Origin of the sequence: Anabaena sp. CS-542/02 (assembly GCF_028331085.1) — a bacterium.
GTDB classification, from domain to species: Bacteria; Cyanobacteriota; Cyanobacteriia; order Cyanobacteriales; family Nostocaceae; genus Anabaenopsis; species Anabaenopsis arnoldii.
The window spans coordinates 1-20,070 of sequence record NZ_JAQMTM010000016.1 but is presented as its reverse complement, the minus strand read 5'-3'; the positions used below and the strand labels follow the sequence as shown (position 1 = coordinate 20,070).

Annotated in this window: 15 protein-coding genes, 1 tRNA gene and 1 pseudogene; 4 read left to right on the top strand and 13 right to left on the bottom strand. The window is 43.7% G+C overall.

Annotated elements, in window-relative coordinates; translation table 11 throughout:
• From PN447_RS01375 to pdhA, 6 genes and pseudogenes are all read right to left on the bottom strand, one after another.
• Positions 1 to 355: pseudogene (locus PN447_RS01375) on the bottom strand (ATP-binding protein); the annotation flags it as partial.
• 346 nt (positions 356 to 701) lie between these two features.
• Entirely contained in the window at positions 702 to 1,259 is a 558-nt protein-coding gene (locus tag PN447_RS01370; protein ID WP_271760201.1) for an alpha/beta hydrolase, read from the bottom strand.
• A 155-nt stretch (positions 1,260 to 1,414) separates the two neighbouring features.
• The gene (gene fba, locus PN447_RS01365) at positions 1,415 to 2,494 is read right to left on the bottom strand and encodes a class II fructose-bisphosphate aldolase (RefSeq protein ID WP_271760199.1); all 1,080 of its coding nucleotides are present in this window, start codon (positions 2,492 to 2,494) and stop codon (positions 1,415 to 1,417) included.
• Positions 2,495 to 2,869: 375 nt separating this feature from the next.
• Positions 2,870 to 2,941 (bottom strand) — tRNA-Lys (locus PN447_RS01360).
• Positions 2,942 to 2,996: 55 nt separating this feature from the next.
• Positions 2,997 to 3,869, bottom strand: coding sequence for an aldose epimerase family protein (locus PN447_RS01355; RefSeq protein WP_271760198.1), 873 nt, complete (start codon positions 3,867 to 3,869; stop codon positions 2,997 to 2,999).
• Positions 3,870 to 3,967: 98 nt separating this feature from the next.
• The gene (gene pdhA, locus PN447_RS01350; protein ID WP_271760197.1) at positions 3,968 to 5,002 is read right to left on the bottom strand and encodes a pyruvate dehydrogenase (acetyl-transferring) E1 component subunit alpha; all 1,035 of its coding nucleotides are present in this window, start codon (positions 5,000 to 5,002) and stop codon (positions 3,968 to 3,970) included.
• 645 nt (positions 5,003 to 5,647) lie between these two features.
• On the opposite strand from pdhA, the gene PN447_RS01345 reads away from it, so the two are divergent.
• Positions 5,648 to 7,915 (top strand): IMS domain-containing protein, encoded by a 2,268-nt coding sequence (locus PN447_RS01345; RefSeq protein ID WP_271760196.1) that lies wholly within the window; start codon positions 5,648 to 5,650, stop codon positions 7,913 to 7,915.
• Between the two features lie 420 nt (positions 7,916 to 8,335).
• Entirely contained in the window at positions 8,336 to 9,580 is a 1,245-nt protein-coding gene (locus PN447_RS01340) for a DUF4912 domain-containing protein (protein WP_271760195.1), read from the top strand.
• Positions 9,581 to 9,771: 191 nt separating this feature from the next.
• Here the strand turns inward: PN447_RS01340 and PN447_RS01335 are convergent, their stop codons facing one another.
• The 4 genes from PN447_RS01335 to PN447_RS01320 all read right to left on the bottom strand — a co-directional run bounded on the left by PN447_RS01335 (position 9,772) and on the right by PN447_RS01320 (position 13,504).
• A complete protein-coding gene (locus PN447_RS01335; RefSeq protein ID WP_271760194.1) occupies positions 9,772 to 10,218 on the bottom strand; it encodes a tellurite resistance TerB family protein in 447 nt (148 codons plus the stop codon).
• A gap of 690 nt (positions 10,219 to 10,908) precedes the next feature.
• A complete protein-coding gene (locus tag PN447_RS01330) occupies positions 10,909 to 11,562 on the bottom strand; it encodes a DUF2301 domain-containing membrane protein (RefSeq protein WP_271760193.1) in 654 nt (217 codons plus the stop codon).
• 172 nt (positions 11,563 to 11,734) lie between these two features.
• Positions 11,735 to 12,544: an SAM hydrolase/SAM-dependent halogenase family protein gene (locus PN447_RS01325; protein ID WP_271760192.1), complete on the bottom strand. Its 810-nt coding sequence runs from the start codon at positions 12,542 to 12,544 to the stop codon at positions 11,735 to 11,737.
• Positions 12,545 to 12,604: 60 nt separating this feature from the next.
• Positions 12,605 to 13,504, bottom strand: coding sequence for a PRC and DUF2382 domain-containing protein (locus tag PN447_RS01320; protein WP_271760191.1), 900 nt, complete (start codon positions 13,502 to 13,504; stop codon positions 12,605 to 12,607).
• A 434-nt stretch (positions 13,505 to 13,938) separates the two neighbouring features.
• Between PN447_RS01320 and PN447_RS01315 the strand changes: the two genes are divergently transcribed.
• Positions 13,939 to 14,736, top strand: a complete 798-nt coding sequence (locus PN447_RS01315; protein WP_271733095.1) for an S-layer homology domain-containing protein — start codon at positions 13,939 to 13,941, stop codon at positions 14,734 to 14,736.
• 53 nt (positions 14,737 to 14,789) lie between these two features.
• On the opposite strand, the gene aspS is transcribed toward PN447_RS01315, so the two are convergent.
• The 3 genes from aspS to PN447_RS01300 form a co-directional block, all read right to left on the bottom strand.
• Positions 14,790 to 16,706, bottom strand: a complete 1,917-nt coding sequence (gene aspS / locus PN447_RS01310) for an aspartate--tRNA ligase (RefSeq protein ID WP_271760190.1) — start codon at positions 16,704 to 16,706, stop codon at positions 14,790 to 14,792.
• A 119-nt stretch (positions 16,707 to 16,825) separates the two neighbouring features.
• Complete coding sequence (locus PN447_RS01305) at positions 16,826 to 18,145, bottom strand: ABC transporter substrate-binding protein (protein WP_271760188.1); 1,320 nt, start codon at positions 18,143 to 18,145, stop codon at positions 16,826 to 16,828.
• A 72-nt stretch (positions 18,146 to 18,217) separates the two neighbouring features.
• Entirely contained in the window at positions 18,218 to 19,303 is a 1,086-nt protein-coding gene (locus tag PN447_RS01300; protein ID WP_271760186.1) for a glycosyltransferase family 4 protein, read from the bottom strand.
• 164 nt (positions 19,304 to 19,467) lie between these two features.
• On the opposite strand from PN447_RS01300, the gene PN447_RS01295 reads away from it, so the two are divergent.
• Entirely contained in the window at positions 19,468 to 19,785 is a 318-nt protein-coding gene (locus PN447_RS01295) for a class I SAM-dependent methyltransferase (RefSeq protein ID WP_334311068.1), read from the top strand.
• Positions 19,786 to 20,070: the final 285 nt, after the last annotated feature.

Genomic DNA, 20,070 nt, shown 5'->3' with positions numbered 1-20,070 from the left:
TGGGGTTAGCTACCTTTAACCCACCTTCTTTACTGCGAATCACTAAACCTAAATCTAACAGATAACGGCGATCGTCTTCCGGTGTGTTGGGTAATTCTTCCCCAGATAAAATAGGTTCTATAATGGCTTTTACCCTATCTTCCCGCAGTCGCTCTGCTAAACTGTCTAAGTGGGTGTCTTGCCTTTGAATTAGTATATCTTTGCCTTGATTGATTAAGTCTACTGTGATGGGGATATTTACGTCTTCTGCTAAATACTCTGTAACTTCCTGAGCTAAAGCATTGACTAACCAAGGTTGACCCTGGGTTAAATCGTAGGCGTGGTTAATGGCTTCGGGGGTAAATATTTGTCCTGTGACGGTTGAGCGAATGTTGGTGAGACATTGCCCAGTACTGTAAGGCGATAGCGAAGCGCTGCTGCAAGCAGATCGCAGCTGCATGAGTAAGATCCCCGACTTTTTAACATAATCAGAGATAATCTAGGATAATTTAGCTAGAAGTCGGGGATCTGTGTGACACCGAAGATCATGTATTTGATTATCTTGACCGGATGCGATAGCGAAGCGCTGCTGCTCAAGGCGATAGCGAAGCGCTGCTGCAAGTAGATCGCACCTGCATGAGTAAGATCCCCGACTTCTTAACATAATCAGAGATAATCTAGGATAATTTAGCTAGAAGTCGGGGATCTGTGTGACATGGTGATTAAACTACCTGATCCCTTAGTTTGATAGCCTGAGGAATTTCCCTGACTTTTGGGAACCGTTTCGCTACATAGAAGGCTTTTAGCACATCAATTTCTAGGCGTTGACTGGGATAAGCGGCAATAAAATTGATGACAGAAAGACCTTGAGGTTGAGTAGCACCTAATACTAATGCTGCTCTGAGTGCTTGTACCCCCGCGTCATCTTTTCTGACTACAGCCTGGGAGACATTATTAAGAATTGTTATGCCCATTTGTGTATTGAGTAGACTATTCACTGTGACCACATCTATGGGTACTTTGGTTCTGAGCAGTCTGACAAAGAAGCGGCTTTGTTCTTCAGATATTCTACCGGTGTAAAGCTCTAAACCTCTGGGAAATTTCCCAGTATCTGCTGTGTTTTGTAACTCCTCTAGGGAAATAGATTCCGCAAAGGGGCCAAATCGCAGAACAAGGGTATCCGCAGCACGTACGGAGGTGTGGGGCCCCCAAAACTGTGTTAAGGCGATCGCACTTAAGAAACTTGCAAGTATTTTGAAGTTTTTCCAGTTGCTTGCCATAAGATTTTTACTAATTAATTTTTAGGTAAATATAACGTAATTTTATATATTTGACGGCGACTGTTGTGGATAAATTCAAAGAGCATAGCAATGCTATGCTCTAGTTGAGTTGCAGGAGGATTGTTTTGTTATACCCCTGTTAATTTTGAGGGAGATTACACCTTAGCAGATGCTTTAGTAATCATATTCAGTTCGCCCTTAGCATACTTAGCAGCAAAGTCTTCTAGAGAAACTTGCTTAATCTTGCTAGCATTACCGGCGGTACCAAATTGCTGGTATCTGTCAGCACAAACCTTCTGCATATATTTGATGGAAGGCTTGAGGAAGTGACGGGGGTCAAATTCCTTGGGACCTTTTGCTAGTGCTTCACGAACTGCGGCGGTGATAGCTAGACGGTTGTCGGTGTCAATGTTAACTTTACGTACACCGCTCTTGATACCCTTTTGAATTTCTTCTACAGGTACACCATAGGTTTCGGGAATTGCACCACCGTACTCGTTAATCAAGGCGATTAAATCTTCAGGTACGGAAGAGGAACCGTGCATTACCAAGTGGGTGTTAGGTAGACGGCGGTGAATTTCTTCAATGCGGCTAATGGCCAAGATTTCACCGGTTGGTTTGCGGGTAAATTTGTAAGCACCGTGGCTGGTACCGATGGCTACAGCCAAAGCATCTACTTGGGTTTGCTCTACAAAGTCCGCTGCTTCGTCTGGGTCTGTTAGTAGTTGAGAGTGGTCAAGTGTACCTTCAAAGCCGTGACCGTCTTCAGCTTCACCAGCGCCGGTTTCTAGGGAACCTAAGCAACCTAGTTCACCTTCTACGCTGACACCCAAGGCGTGAGCAACATTCACTACTTCACGGGTGGTATTGACGTTGTACTCAAAGCTAGCGGGGGTTTTAGCGTCTGCTTCCAAGGAACCATCCATCATGACGCTGGTAAAGCCGTTCTTGATTGCGGAGTAGCAGGTAGAAGGCGCATTACCATGATCTTGGTGCATGACAATGGGAATTTCGGGATAGGTTTCTACTGCAGCCAAGATCAGGTGACGTAGAAAGTTTTCTCCAGCATAAGAACGAGCACCACGAGAAGCTTGTAAGATTACGGGGCTATCTGTCTCTGCTGCTGCTTTGAGAATTGCCTGAATCTGCTCTAGGTTGTTGACGTTAAACGCCGGAATACCGTAACCGTGTTCAGCCGCGTGGTCTAAAAGCAGCCGCATTGGTACGAGCGCCATATATATTCCTCCTAATGTGTTTTTGGGCTAATCGGTTTCCGAAGAGCGTAATATTTACGCTAATCTTAATACTTTTTTCAACTTATAGGAAATTATAACTAGTGATGGTTGTTTATTTTGAGGAAGTTTATGCCATCTTTCATAAAGATGCCCTATATTTCCCATCTGCTACTGTACATTAAGTTACGGTAGGCTTAAATTCTTTAGTAGCCCTATATGCTGAATATGATTCCAGTACAGTTTATGGGTATCAATGTAGGGCACCACAAGTACTAGAGTTAATCACAGCCTGGCTATGCTCATACTTTGGGAAGACGATTGTCAGTTCGGGGCGGCGATCGCATTCTCTTAGAGATTTTACCTGATTTTTGCTAGTGGGTCGCCCGGGATTCGAACCCGGAACTAATCGGTTAAAAGCCGAGTACTCTACCGTTGAGTTAGCGACCCTTTTGTTTTGCAACTTTGTCATCATAACATAGGCATCTGGGATTGACAAGTAGTTTTATAAGAGATTTGCTGTTAATCTCACAGATGCCGTGCAGCTAGCTTTTGGAGCTAATACCGTCAGATTTTCACCTGTATTTAGGGCATTCCGGGGAGCAGTCCAAGGTTCTAGACAGTAAAAGTCTTTGCCTTTGATTGTCCAAAACACTAGACGAGAATAAATGCGATCGTAATCTAAAGTTACTTTGAGTTGACGATTGGGATCTATGACTGTGGCAGATTGGCTAGTCAAACCCCCAAAACCGACATCAATTTCCTCACGGGTAAAATCAAAACTACCATCAAACGGGTGGATTTCTTTAGTAGCTTGGTCTTGGTATGCCTGGGAGGGGATGTGAAACTGAAGCTGATGCTTATCACCACTGGTCAAAAAGTAGGGATGGAAACCCGCAGAAAAGGGCATGGGTGTAGATGACAAATTTTGATACTGCTGTTTAATTTCTAGAGTATTGCCTTTTAACTCGTAAGTAAAAATGACTTGAAAGTCAAAAGGATAAACTGCTTTAGTTTGTTCATTGCTCTGGAGTAGCAGAGTCAGGCTAGCTTTATCTTGAGTTTCCTGCTGAGTCACTTCCCAAGGTAAATCACGAGCAAAACCATGTTGTTTGAGAGTGTACCTTTGCCCGTTATAGGTGTAAATGTTATCTGGTAAATTCCCGCAGATAGGGAACAGAATCGGATTTCCACCTCTGACACTCAATTGGGGATGGGTAAAGCGTTCACTATCCAGATAGAAAATTTCTTGGTTGCGGACACGCCACCGGGTGATAATCCCGCCTCTTTCGGGTACGACCTCTATTTGAGAGCCTGTGGTTTCATCGGTGAGGATGTAAGTCTTGTATTGTTGCTGTTCAACAGTGATAGTAAACACAAGTTTTAGTCCTTAGTTATGGTATCGTCTTTGGGTCTTGGTGGTGAAAGTGAATTGTACTCACCACTCAGACACTAGAACACCCAGGTAAATGCAATCTACTCGTCTTCTGCGAACACGAAGCGATATAACTCGCTGGGGTCGGGTTCGGGGCTACTTTCAGCGAACTTGACGGCATCGTCGATGAGTGCTTGAATTTTGCCATCAATGGCCTTGAGTTCGGCCTCGTCGGCTAAGTTTTGCTCAGTCAGATAAGCGGCAAACTTTTTAATGGGGTCACGGGAAAACCAGAATTCCTTCTCGGCTTTGCTGCGCATTTCATCTGGGTCTGCTAAGGAATGACCCCGGAAACGGTAGGTAAGGGCTTCAATTAATGTGGGACCTTCACCAGCACGGGCGCGGGCTACAGCTTCTTGAGCCACGGCTCGCACTGCTAGCACGTCCATACCGTCTACTTCCACGCCTACCATGTTAAACACACTGGCTTTTTTGTAAATTTCTGGCTGGGAAGTAGCTCGTTCGTGAGACATCCCAATAGCCCATTTATTATTTTCCACTACGAAAATTATCGGTAGTTTCCACAGAGCAGCCATATTTAAGGTCTCGAAAAACTGACCGTTGTTAGCTGCACCATCGCCAAAAAAGCAAGCTGTGACTTGGTCGGCGTTTTGGTCTCCTAAAACTTCGCGACGGTATTTAGTTTGAAAAGCTGCTCCTGCTGCTACAGGAATTCCTTCGGCTACAAAGGCATAACCACCTAGTAGGCCATGCTCGGCAGAAAACATATGCATGGAACCACCACGCCCTTTGCTGCACCCTGTGGCTTTACCAAATAACTCTGCCATCACTTCTCGAGCTGGTACACCAGCACTCAGAGCATGAACGTGGTCGCGATAGGTGCTGGAAACAAAATCTTCACCTGGCCGCATGGATTGGATGACACCTGTAGAAACGGCTTCTTGACCGTTGTATAGGTGGACAAAACCAAACATTTTACCTCTATAGTACATCTCGGCGCATTTGTCTTCAAATGAGCGCCCTAGTACCATATCTTCATACAAGCGTAACCCTTCTGCTTTGGTGATTTTGGTAGTAGCGGTGTCAAATGTAGGTAAGGTGCGTTCTTGAACCATTATTTTTTTAGTATTCCTATAGTAAAACTGAAATTTACCATCTCAAATAAGTTGGTTTCAGACAATATCTGTTTTCGATCAGCTAGTATGTGCTGAAGTCAACGACCAAAATTTATGCACCAAACAGGTTTATAGGCAATAGAGGAGAAACAATGAGTGAATTTTTGATTTTTCTACCCACCCTCTGGGAGGAGTTGACCTCTGATCTACTCCTGTTTATAGGCTATCAATCAGGATAGCTCGGTTTCTGCATATCCATGAACAGTTTACAGAAAATCACGGGGCAATTTTCTGTATGTAGCTATATTTTGGTAAACTACATTTATTTATGTTATAATATTGTTCATTTAATTGATACCTACCCTTTTTGAGGATACTTTCTCTAAGTGCATAGCTGGGTAAGTGCTGAGGATGTTTAGCATCTATGAGTTACTACCCGCAGAAATACTAACAATTACAACAAGGTATTGGCGGTTTCTAGGCAACTGCTTTTTACCAGTAAAATTCAAAAAAAACTAATGTTATATTATACACTTATAATGTAAATCCTTCACGGTATTATTCAGTGTAGGATTATGGCACGGTTTTACATACCTGGAATGCTCTAGGTAAATTATGTTGATCACGGTGCAGGGGAAGTAGACTGTGCGAATTCCGCTAGATTACTACCGAATTTTGGGATTACCGTTAGCGGCAAGTGATGAACAGTTGCGCCAGTCGTACAGCGATCGCATTGTCCAATTGCCACGACGGGAGTATTCCCCGGCAGCAATTTCTGCTCGCAAACAACTTATAAAAGAAGCTTACGTGGTTTTATCCAATCCTAAAGAACGTAGCAGCTATGATCAGCTTTATCTTGCCCATGCCTATGGATCTGACGGCAATGGTAATGCTACTGTTGCCGTGGAAACCCACACAACCAGTAAGAAGACTGATACCGATATCCAGAGCCTGGGAATCGAGATTTCCGAAAAAGAATTAGTTGGTGCTTTATTGATTCTGCAGGAACTCGGGGAATATGAACTGGTGCTGAAGTTAGGTAATAATTACCTTACCAACAATAGCAAGGTAATATCTGCCAGACTGGCAAATAATCTCGAAAGTGAAGATTTTCTTGCTAGTTCTGACTACCCGGATATTGTTCTGACTGTTGCTTTGGCTTGTTTGGAACTGGGTCGAGAGCAATGGCAGCAAGGTCACTATGAAAGTGCGGCTGTTTCTCTAGAAACTGGTCAACAAACGCTAGAGCGTGAAGGGCTATTTTCTAGTGTGCAGGCGGAAATTCAGGCTGACTTGTATAAATTGCGTCCCTATCGTATTTTAGAATTGCTGGCATTACCTGAAGACAAGGTTGAGCAGCGACAACAAGGCTTGGCATTTTTGCATGAGGTGTTAAATGAGCGCGGTGGAATTGATGGCAGTGGTAATGATCAATCGGGTCTGAATGTAGATGATTTCTTGCGCTTTATTCAGCAATTACGCAACTATTTAACGGTTGTAGAACAGCATCAGCTCTTTGAAGTGGAAAGCAAGCGTCCGTGTGCCGTTGCCACTTACTTGACAGTTTATGCGCTCATAGCACGGGGATTTAGTCAACGTCAACCGGCTTTAATCCGTCAGGCTAGGCAAATGCTGATGCGGTTAGGAAAGCGTCAAGATGTGCATTTAGAACAAGCTTTGTGTGCCCTGCTACTGGGGCAGACCGAAGAGTCCACCCGGGTTTTAGAACTGAGTCAAGAATACGAAGCTCTGGCTTTTATTCGGGAAAAATCCCTCAACTCTCCGGACTTGTTACCGGGTCTATGTTTGTATGCGGAACAGTGGTTAAAAGATGAAGTATTCCTGCACTTTCGAGATTTATCTAAGCAGCAAGCCTCGCTAAAAGATTATTTTGCTAACCAACAGGTGCAAGCTTATTTAGAGGCGCTACCTACTGACGCAGTAACTACTGATCAATCCCCTGTTATCAATCGTCAGTCTTTTTCCCAGCATCCCCGGGAGACCGATCATTCCAGTGGTGTTTCTTTCAAATTTACTCAAGGTCAAACAGCTAATGTGGATTTGTTACAAATCCCAGATCATCATAGACAGGAACATCCTCACTTCACCCCAACTGGTGGGAACGCCCCGCCAGATAAATTTTCACGCAATACTAAATCACACACTGATGTAGGGAAAATTTCGGCGAATCAACCTAGAGCCAAAGCGGTGAAACATCATCCCCATGGTGCTACTAAGTCCACGCCTGAAGTCAAAAAGCGCAGGAGAAGAAAGCCGCGTCAACCTGTCAACCGCGGTTATCCGCAAAGGCAAACTGGGTTGACTCCCACGAAGATGGTAAAGAAAAGACTTATTTTGACTGTTTTTGGTTCTTTGGTAGGTATCTTACTGATTTGGCTGTTAGTTTCTACGACCTTTGGATGGGTAAAAAATTTGTTATTCCCGGAGCCGATTTTGTCAGGGGGACAGTTGTCTGTACAACTCAATGAACCACCAATCGATATCCCCGACCCAACTAGGGAGTTGGAACCCCCAAAAGGTTCTCTGAGTGATGCTATGGCCCAAGAAGTGATTCAAACTTGGTTATCTACTAAAGCTGAGGCTTTGGGTCCGAAATATAACCTGGATGGTTTACCACTGATTTTAACAGATACGATTATTTCTCAATGGCGGGGGCTTATGCAACAGGAGAGGTCACAGAATCGCCATCGGACATATCACCACACTGTGAATCTGGAATATGTTGATCAAAAATCGGATCGGGCTTTAGTGGTGGCTAGGGTCAGGGAGGTAACACAGTTCTATCAATTAGGCCAGATCAGAAATTTTAAGGATGAAACTTTGCGGGTGCGATACTCTTTAATTCGACAAGGGGATAGGTGGCGCATCGACGGTATGTCAGTGATTAATTAGATTGGTTTGACTGGCCCGCACTAAATTGACTCAGTTAAGCGCAAATGTCAATAGTCCATGACATTAGTTCTATGGTCTCCTACTCAATTTATCCACTTTGTCATGAAATCATGACAATTTGATCCCCAAACAGTTGATAAATGGGTAGAACCGGCAAAACAACGCCTGTAACCCCCTTGATTCCTACCCGGGTTTACTGCTTAATATTTAATTAATAAAAAAAGTAATTCGATCCCAAAGAAATGCTGATCATGGCATCATCTAGGAATCGAAAGGCTAAAAAAAGTAAAAAGTTAACAACTGGGCAAAACCAGAAGTCGGGAATCAGAAACTCATCTGGGACGGATAAGATTTGATTTTATAGGAAATTATATCACCCAGGTAAGTCATTTACCTTACAAACTACTGGAGTCCAAAATTATGGCAAAAGAGCGCCCACCACTAGAGGAGATGACACTCAGGCAATTACGGAAAGTTGCCAGTGAATATAGTATCTCTCGCTATAGCCGCATGCGTAAATCTCAGCTGCTGGCTGCAATTCAGGAAGTTCAACACAGTAAAGTATCCCTTAATCCAACTCGTTCACTGGAGGCGCAGGAAACCGTGGAAGCAGCAAAATTTGAATTAGGTCAAGAAGATCGTACTGGTGGTTCTCTGGCTGATGTTGATGAAGGAATCGCCGACCTACCACAAGGTTATGGTGAAAGCCGGATTGTACTGTTACCCCGTGATCCTCAATGGGCTTATGCTTACTGGGATATTCCCAATGAACATAAGGCGGAACTACGACAACAAGGGGGACAGCAACTAGCACTGCGCATCTACGATGTTAGCGATGTGGATCTTGACCTTCAACGTCCTCACAGTATTCAAGAGTATCCGGCTGACGAACTGGCAAGAGAATGGTATATTCCTATTCCAGTGAGCGATCGCGATTATGTGGTAGATATTGGCTACCGTACTGCTGACGGTCGTTGGTTAGTATTGGCACGTTCTGCAAGAGTCCACATTCCTCCTGTTTATCCATCTGACTGGATTGAAGACGCTTTTGTGACTGTCAACTTTGAAGAAGACCTGCGGGGTAAAACTGTTTACGAATTAGTTCCCCCTGGGAAGAAAGTTGTGGCTGCTGTGGAAGATAGCAGTAACGCTATATACGAGGAAATTTTCGGCTTGGCTGAGTCTGCTGAAGCTCAACGGGTTGCTGGTTCTCTGTTCGGTTCTATGCAGCAAGTACCTAGTTCTGCAGGTCCCCAAGAGTCCCTCAGTTCCTATGTCTTCCCCTCTGGTGTAGGTATGTGGGCTGTCCCCACTATGTCCGGTTTAACCATGTCTGGGGTAGGTATGTCTGGGGTAGGTATGTCTGTCGGTGCTGTACCAGTGCGTCCCCGCAAGTTCTGGTTAGTTGCTGATGCGGAGTTGATTGTTTACGGTGCAACTGAACCGGATGCTACTGTGACTATTGGTAACCGTGAAATTAAACTCAACCCTGATGGTACGTTCCGCTTCCAGATGTCTTTCCAAGATGGTTTAATTGATTATCCCATTGTGGCTGTAGCTGCTGATGGTGAGCAAACAAGGTCAATTCAAATGAAGTTTAATCGTGAGACTCCATCACGGAATACTAATACTAAGGATGAGGCTCTTTTAGAATGGTTTAGCTAAGTTGCCGTTTGAGAATGGTTTAGCTAAGTGTCTGATGATTATAAGGTGCAATTTTTTTTTCAAATTTTAGGTTGTTACCCGCTATATGGAGTTTATAGCGGGTTTTTATTTGTCTGGGAAGTCCAGATGTAGCCCATTGATGGAAGTAAAAGAGTTTGTGCTACCCAAAACACAAGTTTCTGATGTCAGACTTATCCTTTATTTTTGATCATCATTACCTTGACAATATTATGGGCTGTTTCATCTGGAATTGCTAAAGACTTCCACAAATAATTTAAAAGGTCTTCTTCTTCTTTAGTTACTTCACCATCTGCTAACGCCAAGTCTGTAGCTACAGCAAAAGCAGTTTCATATAAGTCATGGGGAAGAGAGGAAACTGCCAATTTAATAAAGCCATCAAATCCTTGGCGTTTGATGAGTGAGCACAACTTGTCAAACATCCTCCTGAGCACTTCACTGGGGTAGCTACGAAACAAATGCATTCGGTTTAAAGTTGCCATCATTGTATGAGCTTCTTCATCTGTTAGGTAGCCATCAGCAGCAACAGTCGCCAAAGTAATAGCTGCAAATGCTTCTGCGGGTCCCAAGACGGAATTATTTTGTGTTTGCAGATTAGAATTATTTCCGAATAAACCCATAATAGGAAAGTTTTCTCCTGGTAAATATGGTTATTATAAGCACCTTTAAAGTCAATGGCAAGAGTTTTTGATGTCAAATATTCGTAGTTGATAGTTGAAAAATGGCACATAAAAATAAGATTTACCTTGAGTATAAATTCCATGAATTATGTCATCTATCAAAAGATAGATATTTAATTTTGTCCTAGGGACTTAAAAGAAATCTCTTCTGGGGAAAAGTCAGAACTATAGCATTTCCCATGCTCGTGAGGTACATTTTTTTTTAGTTTGAGGGAACAGGGAACAGGGAATAGGGAATAGGGAACAGGGAACAGGGAATAGGGAATAGGGAATAGGGAATAGGGAATAGGGAATAGGGAATAGGGAACAGGGAATAGGGAATAGGGAATAGGTGTGTACTTCATTAGCCTGAAAAAGGCTATAATTACCATACAGCAGCCAAAAAAAGCCGGGTTTATGGTAGAGTTCCCAGACAGAAGATAAAAAAAACACAGCAAAGTTAATGCTGGGTTTAGAGAATGTTTGTCAAGTCATGATTAGTGTATCGAATATTTTTATATCCCCCTAAATCCCCCTTGAGAAGGGGGACTTTGACTCTAGTTCCCCCCTTTTTAAGGGGGGTTAGGGGGGATCAAGAAGTGTCTAAAATCACCTTATAAAACTTATCAAACATCCTCTAAGCTGTTAGTATTAATGTTTAGTTTTAGCTTGGGCTTTTAAGTGAGCAAATACTGATTTGTCGCCAATGTCTGGGGGGATGGCTTGGAAGACTTTACGCAGTGCAAATATTATTAACAAAATTGCCCACGCTCCTAATAAGACTCGTTCCCAGGCTGGGGGTAAAATTCCGACTAAATGACCTAGTAATAATACAGGGACAATGGCAGTTAATGCTTTGGTTTCCAGGCGGTTAAAACAAAAGGCTTCTTTAAAAAAAATACCTGTTAAGCCGACGAAGGTAAAACCTATACCAAATAATGTCAGGGGTTGGGTGTAAACTGTGATGGGTAAGGGTTGACTAGTAGATAGGGCTAAGACTAGGGCTGATATACTGCCGATCGCCCAGACTATTTGTAAGAGTCGGTGCAGTGCTACCATGTAGATGTGAATGGTTAATAAGCTGACACCTAGAGCTAAACTAAAACAGAGGTATAAGGGCGTGAGGGCGGCTATGGTTTGGGGTGTGTTGTAGAATAAGACTAAGGCGCTACCGATGGCAAAGGTTAGGGCTGCTACCATTAACCCAGTACGGTAAATAATCACGCTAGTGCGATCGCTTTGGTTAATAGTAAATTCCCCAAACTGACCTTGATAAACGGGTGCTGAGAGTGTTTCTGTAATCATGGTTAAATAGGCTTTGACAAAAATGCTATCCCATGGAGAGGCGGTTAGGCTGCGCCAAATTGTTTTCCAACGGTTTGGTTAAAAGAGCGCACTATAGAAATGATTGTATCAGCGTCATCGGGGGGGAAAACTCCCACGCGCGTCTAGCCGTGGGAGTGTCAACCTATTTTTTTCATCTACCTAAAAATAAAACTTCTAACTGGTCTTGGCAGTTAACTTGTAGTTGTAGGGAAGCATTGCCGGTGTTAATGGCAATTTCTACCCAGCCATGACTACCAACTAAAGCCGCCGGTTCCCCCACATTGACATCACTATAAGTCACATATCCGGGTATAGTCAACCCAGAAACTTGCACAGACCAATTTTTACCTAAGACGTATTCGCCAGGAATATTACTAATTAAGTTGCCAAAAGTATCAATATATTGAATGTAACCCCTAACTCCGGTGTTGGTTTCCTGACATTGCCCAAGATCCAACTTGACCAGAGAGGCGGTATCAATTTCTGCCCCTAACTGTTTTAAATCAATCCCCGCAGCCAGATGAGCGCCCACAGGTGCAAATATATCTCTACCGTGGAAGGTGTGGCTGGGTTGGGGTGTGCGCCAATATTGAGAGTTAGTCAGTTCTACGGCGCGAGTTGCCGGACTTTGAGACAACACACCGCTAAAGATACCATTATCTGGCCCTACTAGCAAGCCTTGGGGAAATTCTAGGGCGATCGCTCGGCGTTGACTTCCTACTCCGGGGTCTACCACGGCGACATATACTGTACCTACTGGGAAATAGGGGTAAGCATTCATCAGACAAAAACGCGCCGCGGCGATATTTTGCCGCGGTATTTTGTGTGTCAAATCAACTACCTTAATATGGGGATTGATTTGGGCGATCGCACCTTTCATGACACTTACGTAAACATCGCGATCGCCAAAATCGGTGAGCAGTGCGAGAATAGATGATTGATTGGTATGTGTTTGAGACATGAAACTAAGGGAGCAGGGGGTAGGGCATAGGATACCCCCAAAATCAAGCCTCTGCAATCATCAACTCTTTCTTTTCCGGGAGCGTTGATTATTTTTCTTCACATCTAACTCTTCCCGACGCAGTTCTTCTTGAGCCTCAACGGTATCTGTTTCTACCACCTTTTTCACTTTCACTTCTTCACGTAAAACAGCTTCCTTGCGTATTTCTGGAGTTTCTTCGTAAATATCCACCCGTGCAACTTCACCTTCACGGAAATCAACTTCACCGGGGGCCGCTATGCGTCCCGCATCTGTGGGGGTAGTGCGTTCAATGACTACCCGTTCTCTTTCCACCGGTACAGAAACTGTGGCTCTATCAGTTTCCACGTGCTTACCAACTGCAACCTCTCCGGTTTTCATCCGGGATTTATCAGCAACTAACCTTTCTTCATAAAGTTTGAGATTTTGGTGATTTTGCTGAGTAATATTGTATAGTTCTGGGTCGTGTTCGTAAGTATAAGTATCACGCCTGGGGGCTGTAGTCTCAGCATAAGCTGACGGGGTATCTAAAGGTGCTGTAGCCTCTACAGGTGTGGAAGTTTCTAAAGGTGTTTCTGCAAAGGGAGAGCGATAAACTCCCCGTACCCGCTCTTCATAATCGTAGTCAACCCGTTCGAGTTCGTCAAACTCCGGTAGGCTTTCTACTTGCTCCTTAGTGAGTCCTGTAGCATAGACCCGTCGGTCACCATAGCTAATGCGAGAGCGCCCAATTGGTAATAACACCTGTTTACCAAAAACCCAAAAACCTGTATCAACAACGAGATAACGAAAATGTCCTGTATCATCCACTAAAATATTTTTGACTGTGCCCACTCTTTCGTTATTGACATCTGAGTAGACATCAAAATCTCGGATTTCATAATTATCAAATTCAGTATTTGTATAGCCAGTACTCAAGTCTTGAAGTTTATAAAGAACCATATTACTGTTTACCTAAATCTCTACTTACAATCCTAAGATAAGTGAGATGAGATTATGTCTTGCTGGCGGGTGAGTTTGAGGAAGTTGTAATTTACTACTTCTAGTAGATTGACTGGTTAAGAAAATACTCAAATATATTTCTGGGGGAAGAGCCTATACGCCAGTTGGTAATATTTACCTTAGCCATAAGATGCTGCCTAATTTGAGATATAAAGCCTTTTTCAGTCTCATGAAGTACACACCAATTCCCTGTTCCCTGTTCCGGTGTTCCCTGTTCCCTCAAACTAAAAATTTTTGTATCTCACGAGCATGGGAAATGCTATAATTGTTTGAATCGATAGATAGATAACTATAGTAAATATCTGAAATATTATCAGTATAGATATAAATTTAAAGCTAATTAATTTGATTTAAATTAACGGAGGTATGTTTAAATGTCTAGTGCATTTAGTACATCTTTAGTCGCCCTAGGGCTAGCAGTAAGTTTAACATCTCCAGTTTTAGCACAGAATACTTTTCGTGATGTTCCTGGGGACTATTGGGCGCAACCATTCATTGAACGTTTAGCCCAAAGAAATATTGTTGTCGGATATCCAGATGGGACATTCCGACCGGAACAAGCTGTACAACGTGATGAGTTTGCGGCGATGCTTCGTCAAGCATTTGACCAAGAAGCAGTGCGGGAAATTGAAGATGGGAGTGTTTTCGCCGATGTCCCTCCGGGATATTGGGCTTCTCCAGCTATTGAGGAAGCCTATCAGCAGGGATTTATGAGCGCTTATCCGGGTGGTTTCTTTGCTCCCAATCAGCCAGTTTCCAGACTAGATGCTCTAGTCACCCTCACTAGAGGCTTGAATTTAACACCGGAAACTCGGCGGGTTGCGAGAAGACCGAGATACTTACCCCTGGCGATGACTTCTTTAATGCAGCCTTTAGTAGTAGCAACTGCGCCTAGTACACCTGTGGCTGCACTGGCGCGGGATTATTATACAGATGCCGGACAAATTCCCGATTATGCTATTAATGATGTAGGCATAGCTACACAGCGAAATATGGTGGTTAATTATCCCAATCCTAGGGTACTTAATCCTAATCAGGCTCTGAGGCGTTCTACTGCTGCGGCTTTTATCCACCAAGCTCTAGTAGATCAGGGGAGAATGGAACCTCTACCTAGTGATGTGGCGGCTTATAATTATATTGTGCGTCCAGAGGTTACCCAGGCTGCTCGGTAGTTGCTGGGTGGGTGTAGGGACGATTGATTAACCGTCCCTAGGTTCGGGTGTGGTTAGGGTTTTGGTTTGTAGGTAGAAGCAACGTGTAATTCTTTGAGTTGCTTGACATCTACGCCAGAAGGTGCATCTGTGAGCAAACAACGGGCTTGTTGTGTTTTGGGGAAAGCGATGACATCCCGAATGGATTCCTCACCGGCTAGTAACATAACTAAACGGTCTAAACCATAAGCAATTCCACCATGGGGGGGTGTGCCATATTCAAAGGCTTCGAGGAGAAAGCCAAACTTATCATGGGCTTCTTCGGTAGATAAACCAATGGCTGCAAATACTTGCTGTTGAATGTCCCCTTGATAAATTCGCAGACTACCGCCGCCAATTTCTAAGCCGTTTAATACTAGGTCGTAGGCTTGGGCGCGGGCGGTTTTTAGGTCACTCACATCTTCGGGATGGGGTGCTGTAAAGGGGTGATGTAGTGCTTCTAGGCGTTTTTCGTCGGCGTTCCACTCGAACATGGGGAAGTCTGTAATCCAGAGTAAGTTAATTTTTTCGGGATTGATTAATTTAAATTCCTTGGCGACGACTTGGCGTAATCTGTCTAGGGTTTTATTAACTGTGGCGGTGTCACCAGCGCCAAATAATAATAAATGTCCGGGTTTTGCACCTGTACGCTGCAAGATTTCCTGTTTTTGCTCTGGGGTGAGGTTGTCTTTAATAGCGCCTATGGTGTCGATTTCGCCATTTTCGCGGACGCGGATAAAAGCTAAACCTTTGGCTCCAGCTTCTGTAGCTTCTTTGAATAGGTCACCGCCTGGTTTGATGCGGACGTTAGAAATGACATCGTTACCTTGGGGTATGGGGAGTATTTTGACAGTACCACCATGGGCGATCGCATCCCGAAAAACTTTAAAACCGGAGTCTTGGAGGATATCGGAGACATTGACTAATTCCAAGCCATAGCGGGTATCTGGTTTATCAGTACCATAGCGTTCCATGGCTTGGGCGTAGGTGAGACGGGGGAATGGTAAGTTTAGCTCTATGCCTTTAACTGTTTTAAAGATATGAGCCACTAATTTTTCATTGAGGGCGATAATTTCCTCTTGAGACATGAAACTCATTTCCATGTCTAACTGGGTAAATTCTGGTTGTCTGTCGGCGCGCAGGTCTTCATCACGGAAGCAACGGGCAATCTGATAATATCTATCCATGCCCGATACCATGAGGATTTGTTTAAATAGCTGGGGTGATTGGGGTAAGGCAAACCACTCCCCGGGGTTAGAGCGACTGGGTAAGATGTAATCCCTCGCACCTTCTGGGGTGGAACGGGTGAGTACGGGGGTTTCTATTTCTATGAACCCTTCCAGGTCTTCTAGGTAGCGACGCATGGCTTTGACGACTTGATGACGCAATTGCATATTGTGCGCCATGCGTTCCCGTCGTAAATCTAAGTAACGATACCTCAGCCGCAGGTCTTCCCGGACATTTTCGGTTTCCACTGTGGAAACTTGAAATGGTAGCTGTTTGCGAACGCTGTTAAGTAGTGTAATTTTATCTGCGTAGATTTCTACTTCGCCGCTAGGGAGGCGGGGATTTAAGGATTCCTCCGGCCGTTGTGTGACTCTCCCGCTAATTTGGACAACATATTCATTCCGCAGGCTTTCACATTGTTTGTAAGCTACTATACGCATTTCTTTGAGTAAGGATTTCCCTTTATCCCAGTCCTCTTTCATATTTTGTTCGTCGTGGTTTTGGGGACTACCTTTCTTTTTCCAAAAATATTCAGCGTATGGCCTAATTTCTTCGTCCGTTGGGGTGCGTTGGGGGTCGCTGACAATTTGCACAATCCCGGAGCGATCGCGCAAATCTAAGAAGATCACGCCCCCATGATCGCGGCGACGGTCTACCCATCCATACAAGGTAACAGTTTCTCCAATATGTTTTTTTCGGAGTTCGCCGCAATAGTGAGTTCGCATAGGTGTTAGTTTGATTCTGTCGGGCTAGATGGGTTAGTAAATGTCAAGGCTTTCCCATTATCTAGCATCAATAGTAATTGTAGTTGTTACAGGTTCAGAAAAATTTTTTTTTGTGGCTTTTACTCCCCATTCTGCCAAATCAGTTCTAAACGTTCTTGGGCTACTTGCAAAGCTTTTGCTGGGGGTTGACCGAGCAAGCTGGACTCAATGGCTCTACCTAAGCTCTCGGATAAACGACTATATCCGGCAATAATCGGTCGAGCGCCTGCTGTGTGTATTTGGTCAATGAAGACTTTTAACCAAGGTTTGGCTGCTGCATATTCCTGATAGGCTTGACTTTGAGCAGATTTGAGGTTAACTGGTAAAAAACCTGTGCCAATACTCCATTCTGTTTGGAACTGTTCACTTAAAACATACTCTAAAAACTTCTGGGCGGCGGCTTCTCTTTGGGGTGTAGTTTTCATGACATACATATTTCCCGTCCCGGTGACTGTGGCTTGTGTGACACTTGCGGGAATAGGAAACACATCATAATCAATGTTAGACTTAGTAATATAAGTCCAAGGGCCGGTAATTTGCATGGCCACACGACCGCTTAAAAAGGCATCCTCTTCATAACCCCGTTCTGGGGGTGAGAGGGTGGCTGAACCGTCTTGTAATAGGTCTTGCCAAAATTGTAAGGCGGCGATCGCCCCTGGGTTTGTCAGGTCGGGCTGATCATTGCTGACTACCTCCCCCCCAGCACTCAATAAAAAGGGAAACCAACTAAATACAGTCCATTCGCCCTTACCCATGGGTAGTAACATTCCATACTGTTCTGGTCTTTGATCTCCATTCCGGTCTATGGTGAATTTTTTGGCGACTGCTCTGAGTTCTTCCCATGTCTTGGGTGTCTGGGTGATTCCTGCGGCTTGGAAAAGTTGGGGACGGTAGAAAATACCTATATTGCTAGTATAAAGAGGAATCGACCACAGTTGATTGTTTAATGTTAACTCCTCAAATAACTTGGGGTTAACTTCCGACTTACCTGGGAAGGTGGCTAACCAGTCATCTAAGGGGCGAATTGCTCCTAATTCCACTAACTGACCGGTAATCTGGGGGGAAAAGCTGAGAATATCCGGGGGGACATTCCCCACCACTGCGGCGAGGATTTTCGGTAATTGGTCAAGTCCAGCAAAAATAGATTCTACCTGAATATCAGCATGAGTTTGATTAAATTTATCCACCAGTTTGTTAAACACATCCCGGTTAACTGGTGGATTAATGCCTTGCCAAAGTGTCAAATGAATTACGCCATCGTCTTTTTGTGCTAAAGGTTGACAACCAGATAAGATAATGAAACATACACTCAGAACAATTGCCAGAATTAATCGATTCCCTACAGCACAAATGAACTGGTATAAAACACTGATTTCCTGTAGTAAGATGTTTTTTTTCATGCTGAACTAGTTAGCTGGATGGGGAAATTTGATTTAACTTTGCCAAAAATACTAAAAGTGAAAATATCTGTTTTATTCCAACGGCAATTTTGCTCCTGAATGTTTAGCTAGACAATCATTCAGCCAAGCTTCAAATCTTTCTCCCAAACCTGCCAAAGAATAGGATGCTTCTGCTTGTTCTCGACAGTGACTGCGATTAATTTGCCCGAGGTTGCCGATGGCTTCTACCAGTCCATCCACACTATCCGGCTCTACCAGCCATCCTGTTTTACCTGAATGGACAATTTCACTAGGTCCACCCCGACTATAAGCAATTACAGGTACACCGCAAGCCAGAGCTTCTATGCAAACATTACCAAAGGCTTCTACCCATCGGTGAGTCATTAATAAACCCCGGCATTTTCCTAATTCTTCCTGGAGTGCGGAAGTGGGTAAAAATCCCTCATAACTAAAGGGTGCCGAAGGAAACTGAGCTTTAATCCATTCCCAGTAATCAGTATTTTGTAGTTTGCCCCAAATTTTCAAAGGAATCTGGGTTTTGTTCACTGCTGCAATGGCATCTTCTAGTCCTTTTTCCGGAGAGATACGCCCCATCCATCCCAAATATTCCTGGGGGTGCAGATTACATTGATAAAGACTCATATCTAACCCATTTGGTAGACAGCGACAGGAGGAAGCAAAAGGAAAGGTTTGTCCTTGGGCGCGAGTATGCACTCCGATGGTTCCTGGGTAGCGTAAAGCTACAGCATTGATTACTTCATCCATGACTGTAGACAAAGACCCCATAGATACTAAATGGGCTACAGGACGGTGTAAAAAAGGGGTAAGATAAAAGGGTAACCAATCATAGCCAAAATTTAGTAGGATATCAAACTCTGACTGTAACTCCCTTGCTATTTCCCACATTCGTCCTAAAACACTGCCTGCGTTAATAGAAACTGGGCTTGTTCTTTCGTAATTTTGTGCAAGAGGGGGGGGGTCTCCAGCAACTTCTATCACTTGGCCATGGGCAGAATGAGATCCCTGGGGTGCGATGATAGTAATACTATGGTTACGGTCACTTAAAGAGTGAACTACGTTTCTCACAGTTAATTCTACCCCTCCTCCTTCCCCCGAATCTAAAAAACCAACTGGTGTAGAGACACATAGTATACGCATGAGGGTATGGGGTGTTAAGGCTAGCAATAAACAATATAATATATTTTTTTATTTACCCGGTTTTTATTTAATGCCATAACTGTAGAGATATTGCCAGGAATTTATCCACATTATTTGGTATAAATATCTATTAAGCTTTATTAATACAGTATAGAGCCGAACAAATGGGGCTAAGTGACAAAATAGTTTGTTGTTTAGAAGTGCCCGAGGGTGAGAATTATGATACAATTATTTGTTTTGATGTTTTAGAGCATTTACCAGATCCTGTTGAATGTTTACTTGACTTTGAGCAATGGTTAAACCCAGAGGGTAAAATGATCTTAAATTGGTATTTTTTTAAGGGGTTTAATCAAGAATACCCGATGCACCTAGATGATCCTCAAGTGATAGAGAAGTTCTTTATGAAGCTGCAAAGTCAATTTTTAGAGGTGTTTCACCCCTACCATATTACTGGGCGTTGTTATCGGAAATTATTAAACTGACTTGTACGGTTATTGCGATCGCAGCTAACCATAAAACCGAACCGAGTCCAGGGAGATTTCGTTTAAGGTGTGAATTAGGAAGCTTGAGATTAAGCTCAGTGAGAGAGCCAAGAGATTGAGACAATCAGCAGTTATTCCGAGAGTTATGACCATGGGATTTTGCGCTTAACCTTACCCAAAGCTGAAGCAGAGAAATACAAAGCTGTGAAAGTAAATCTCGGTTAGGGTGGGGGGACTAGGTAAGCCTAATACTTAGTCCCCTATCCTCAAGATGAAAATTGCCAT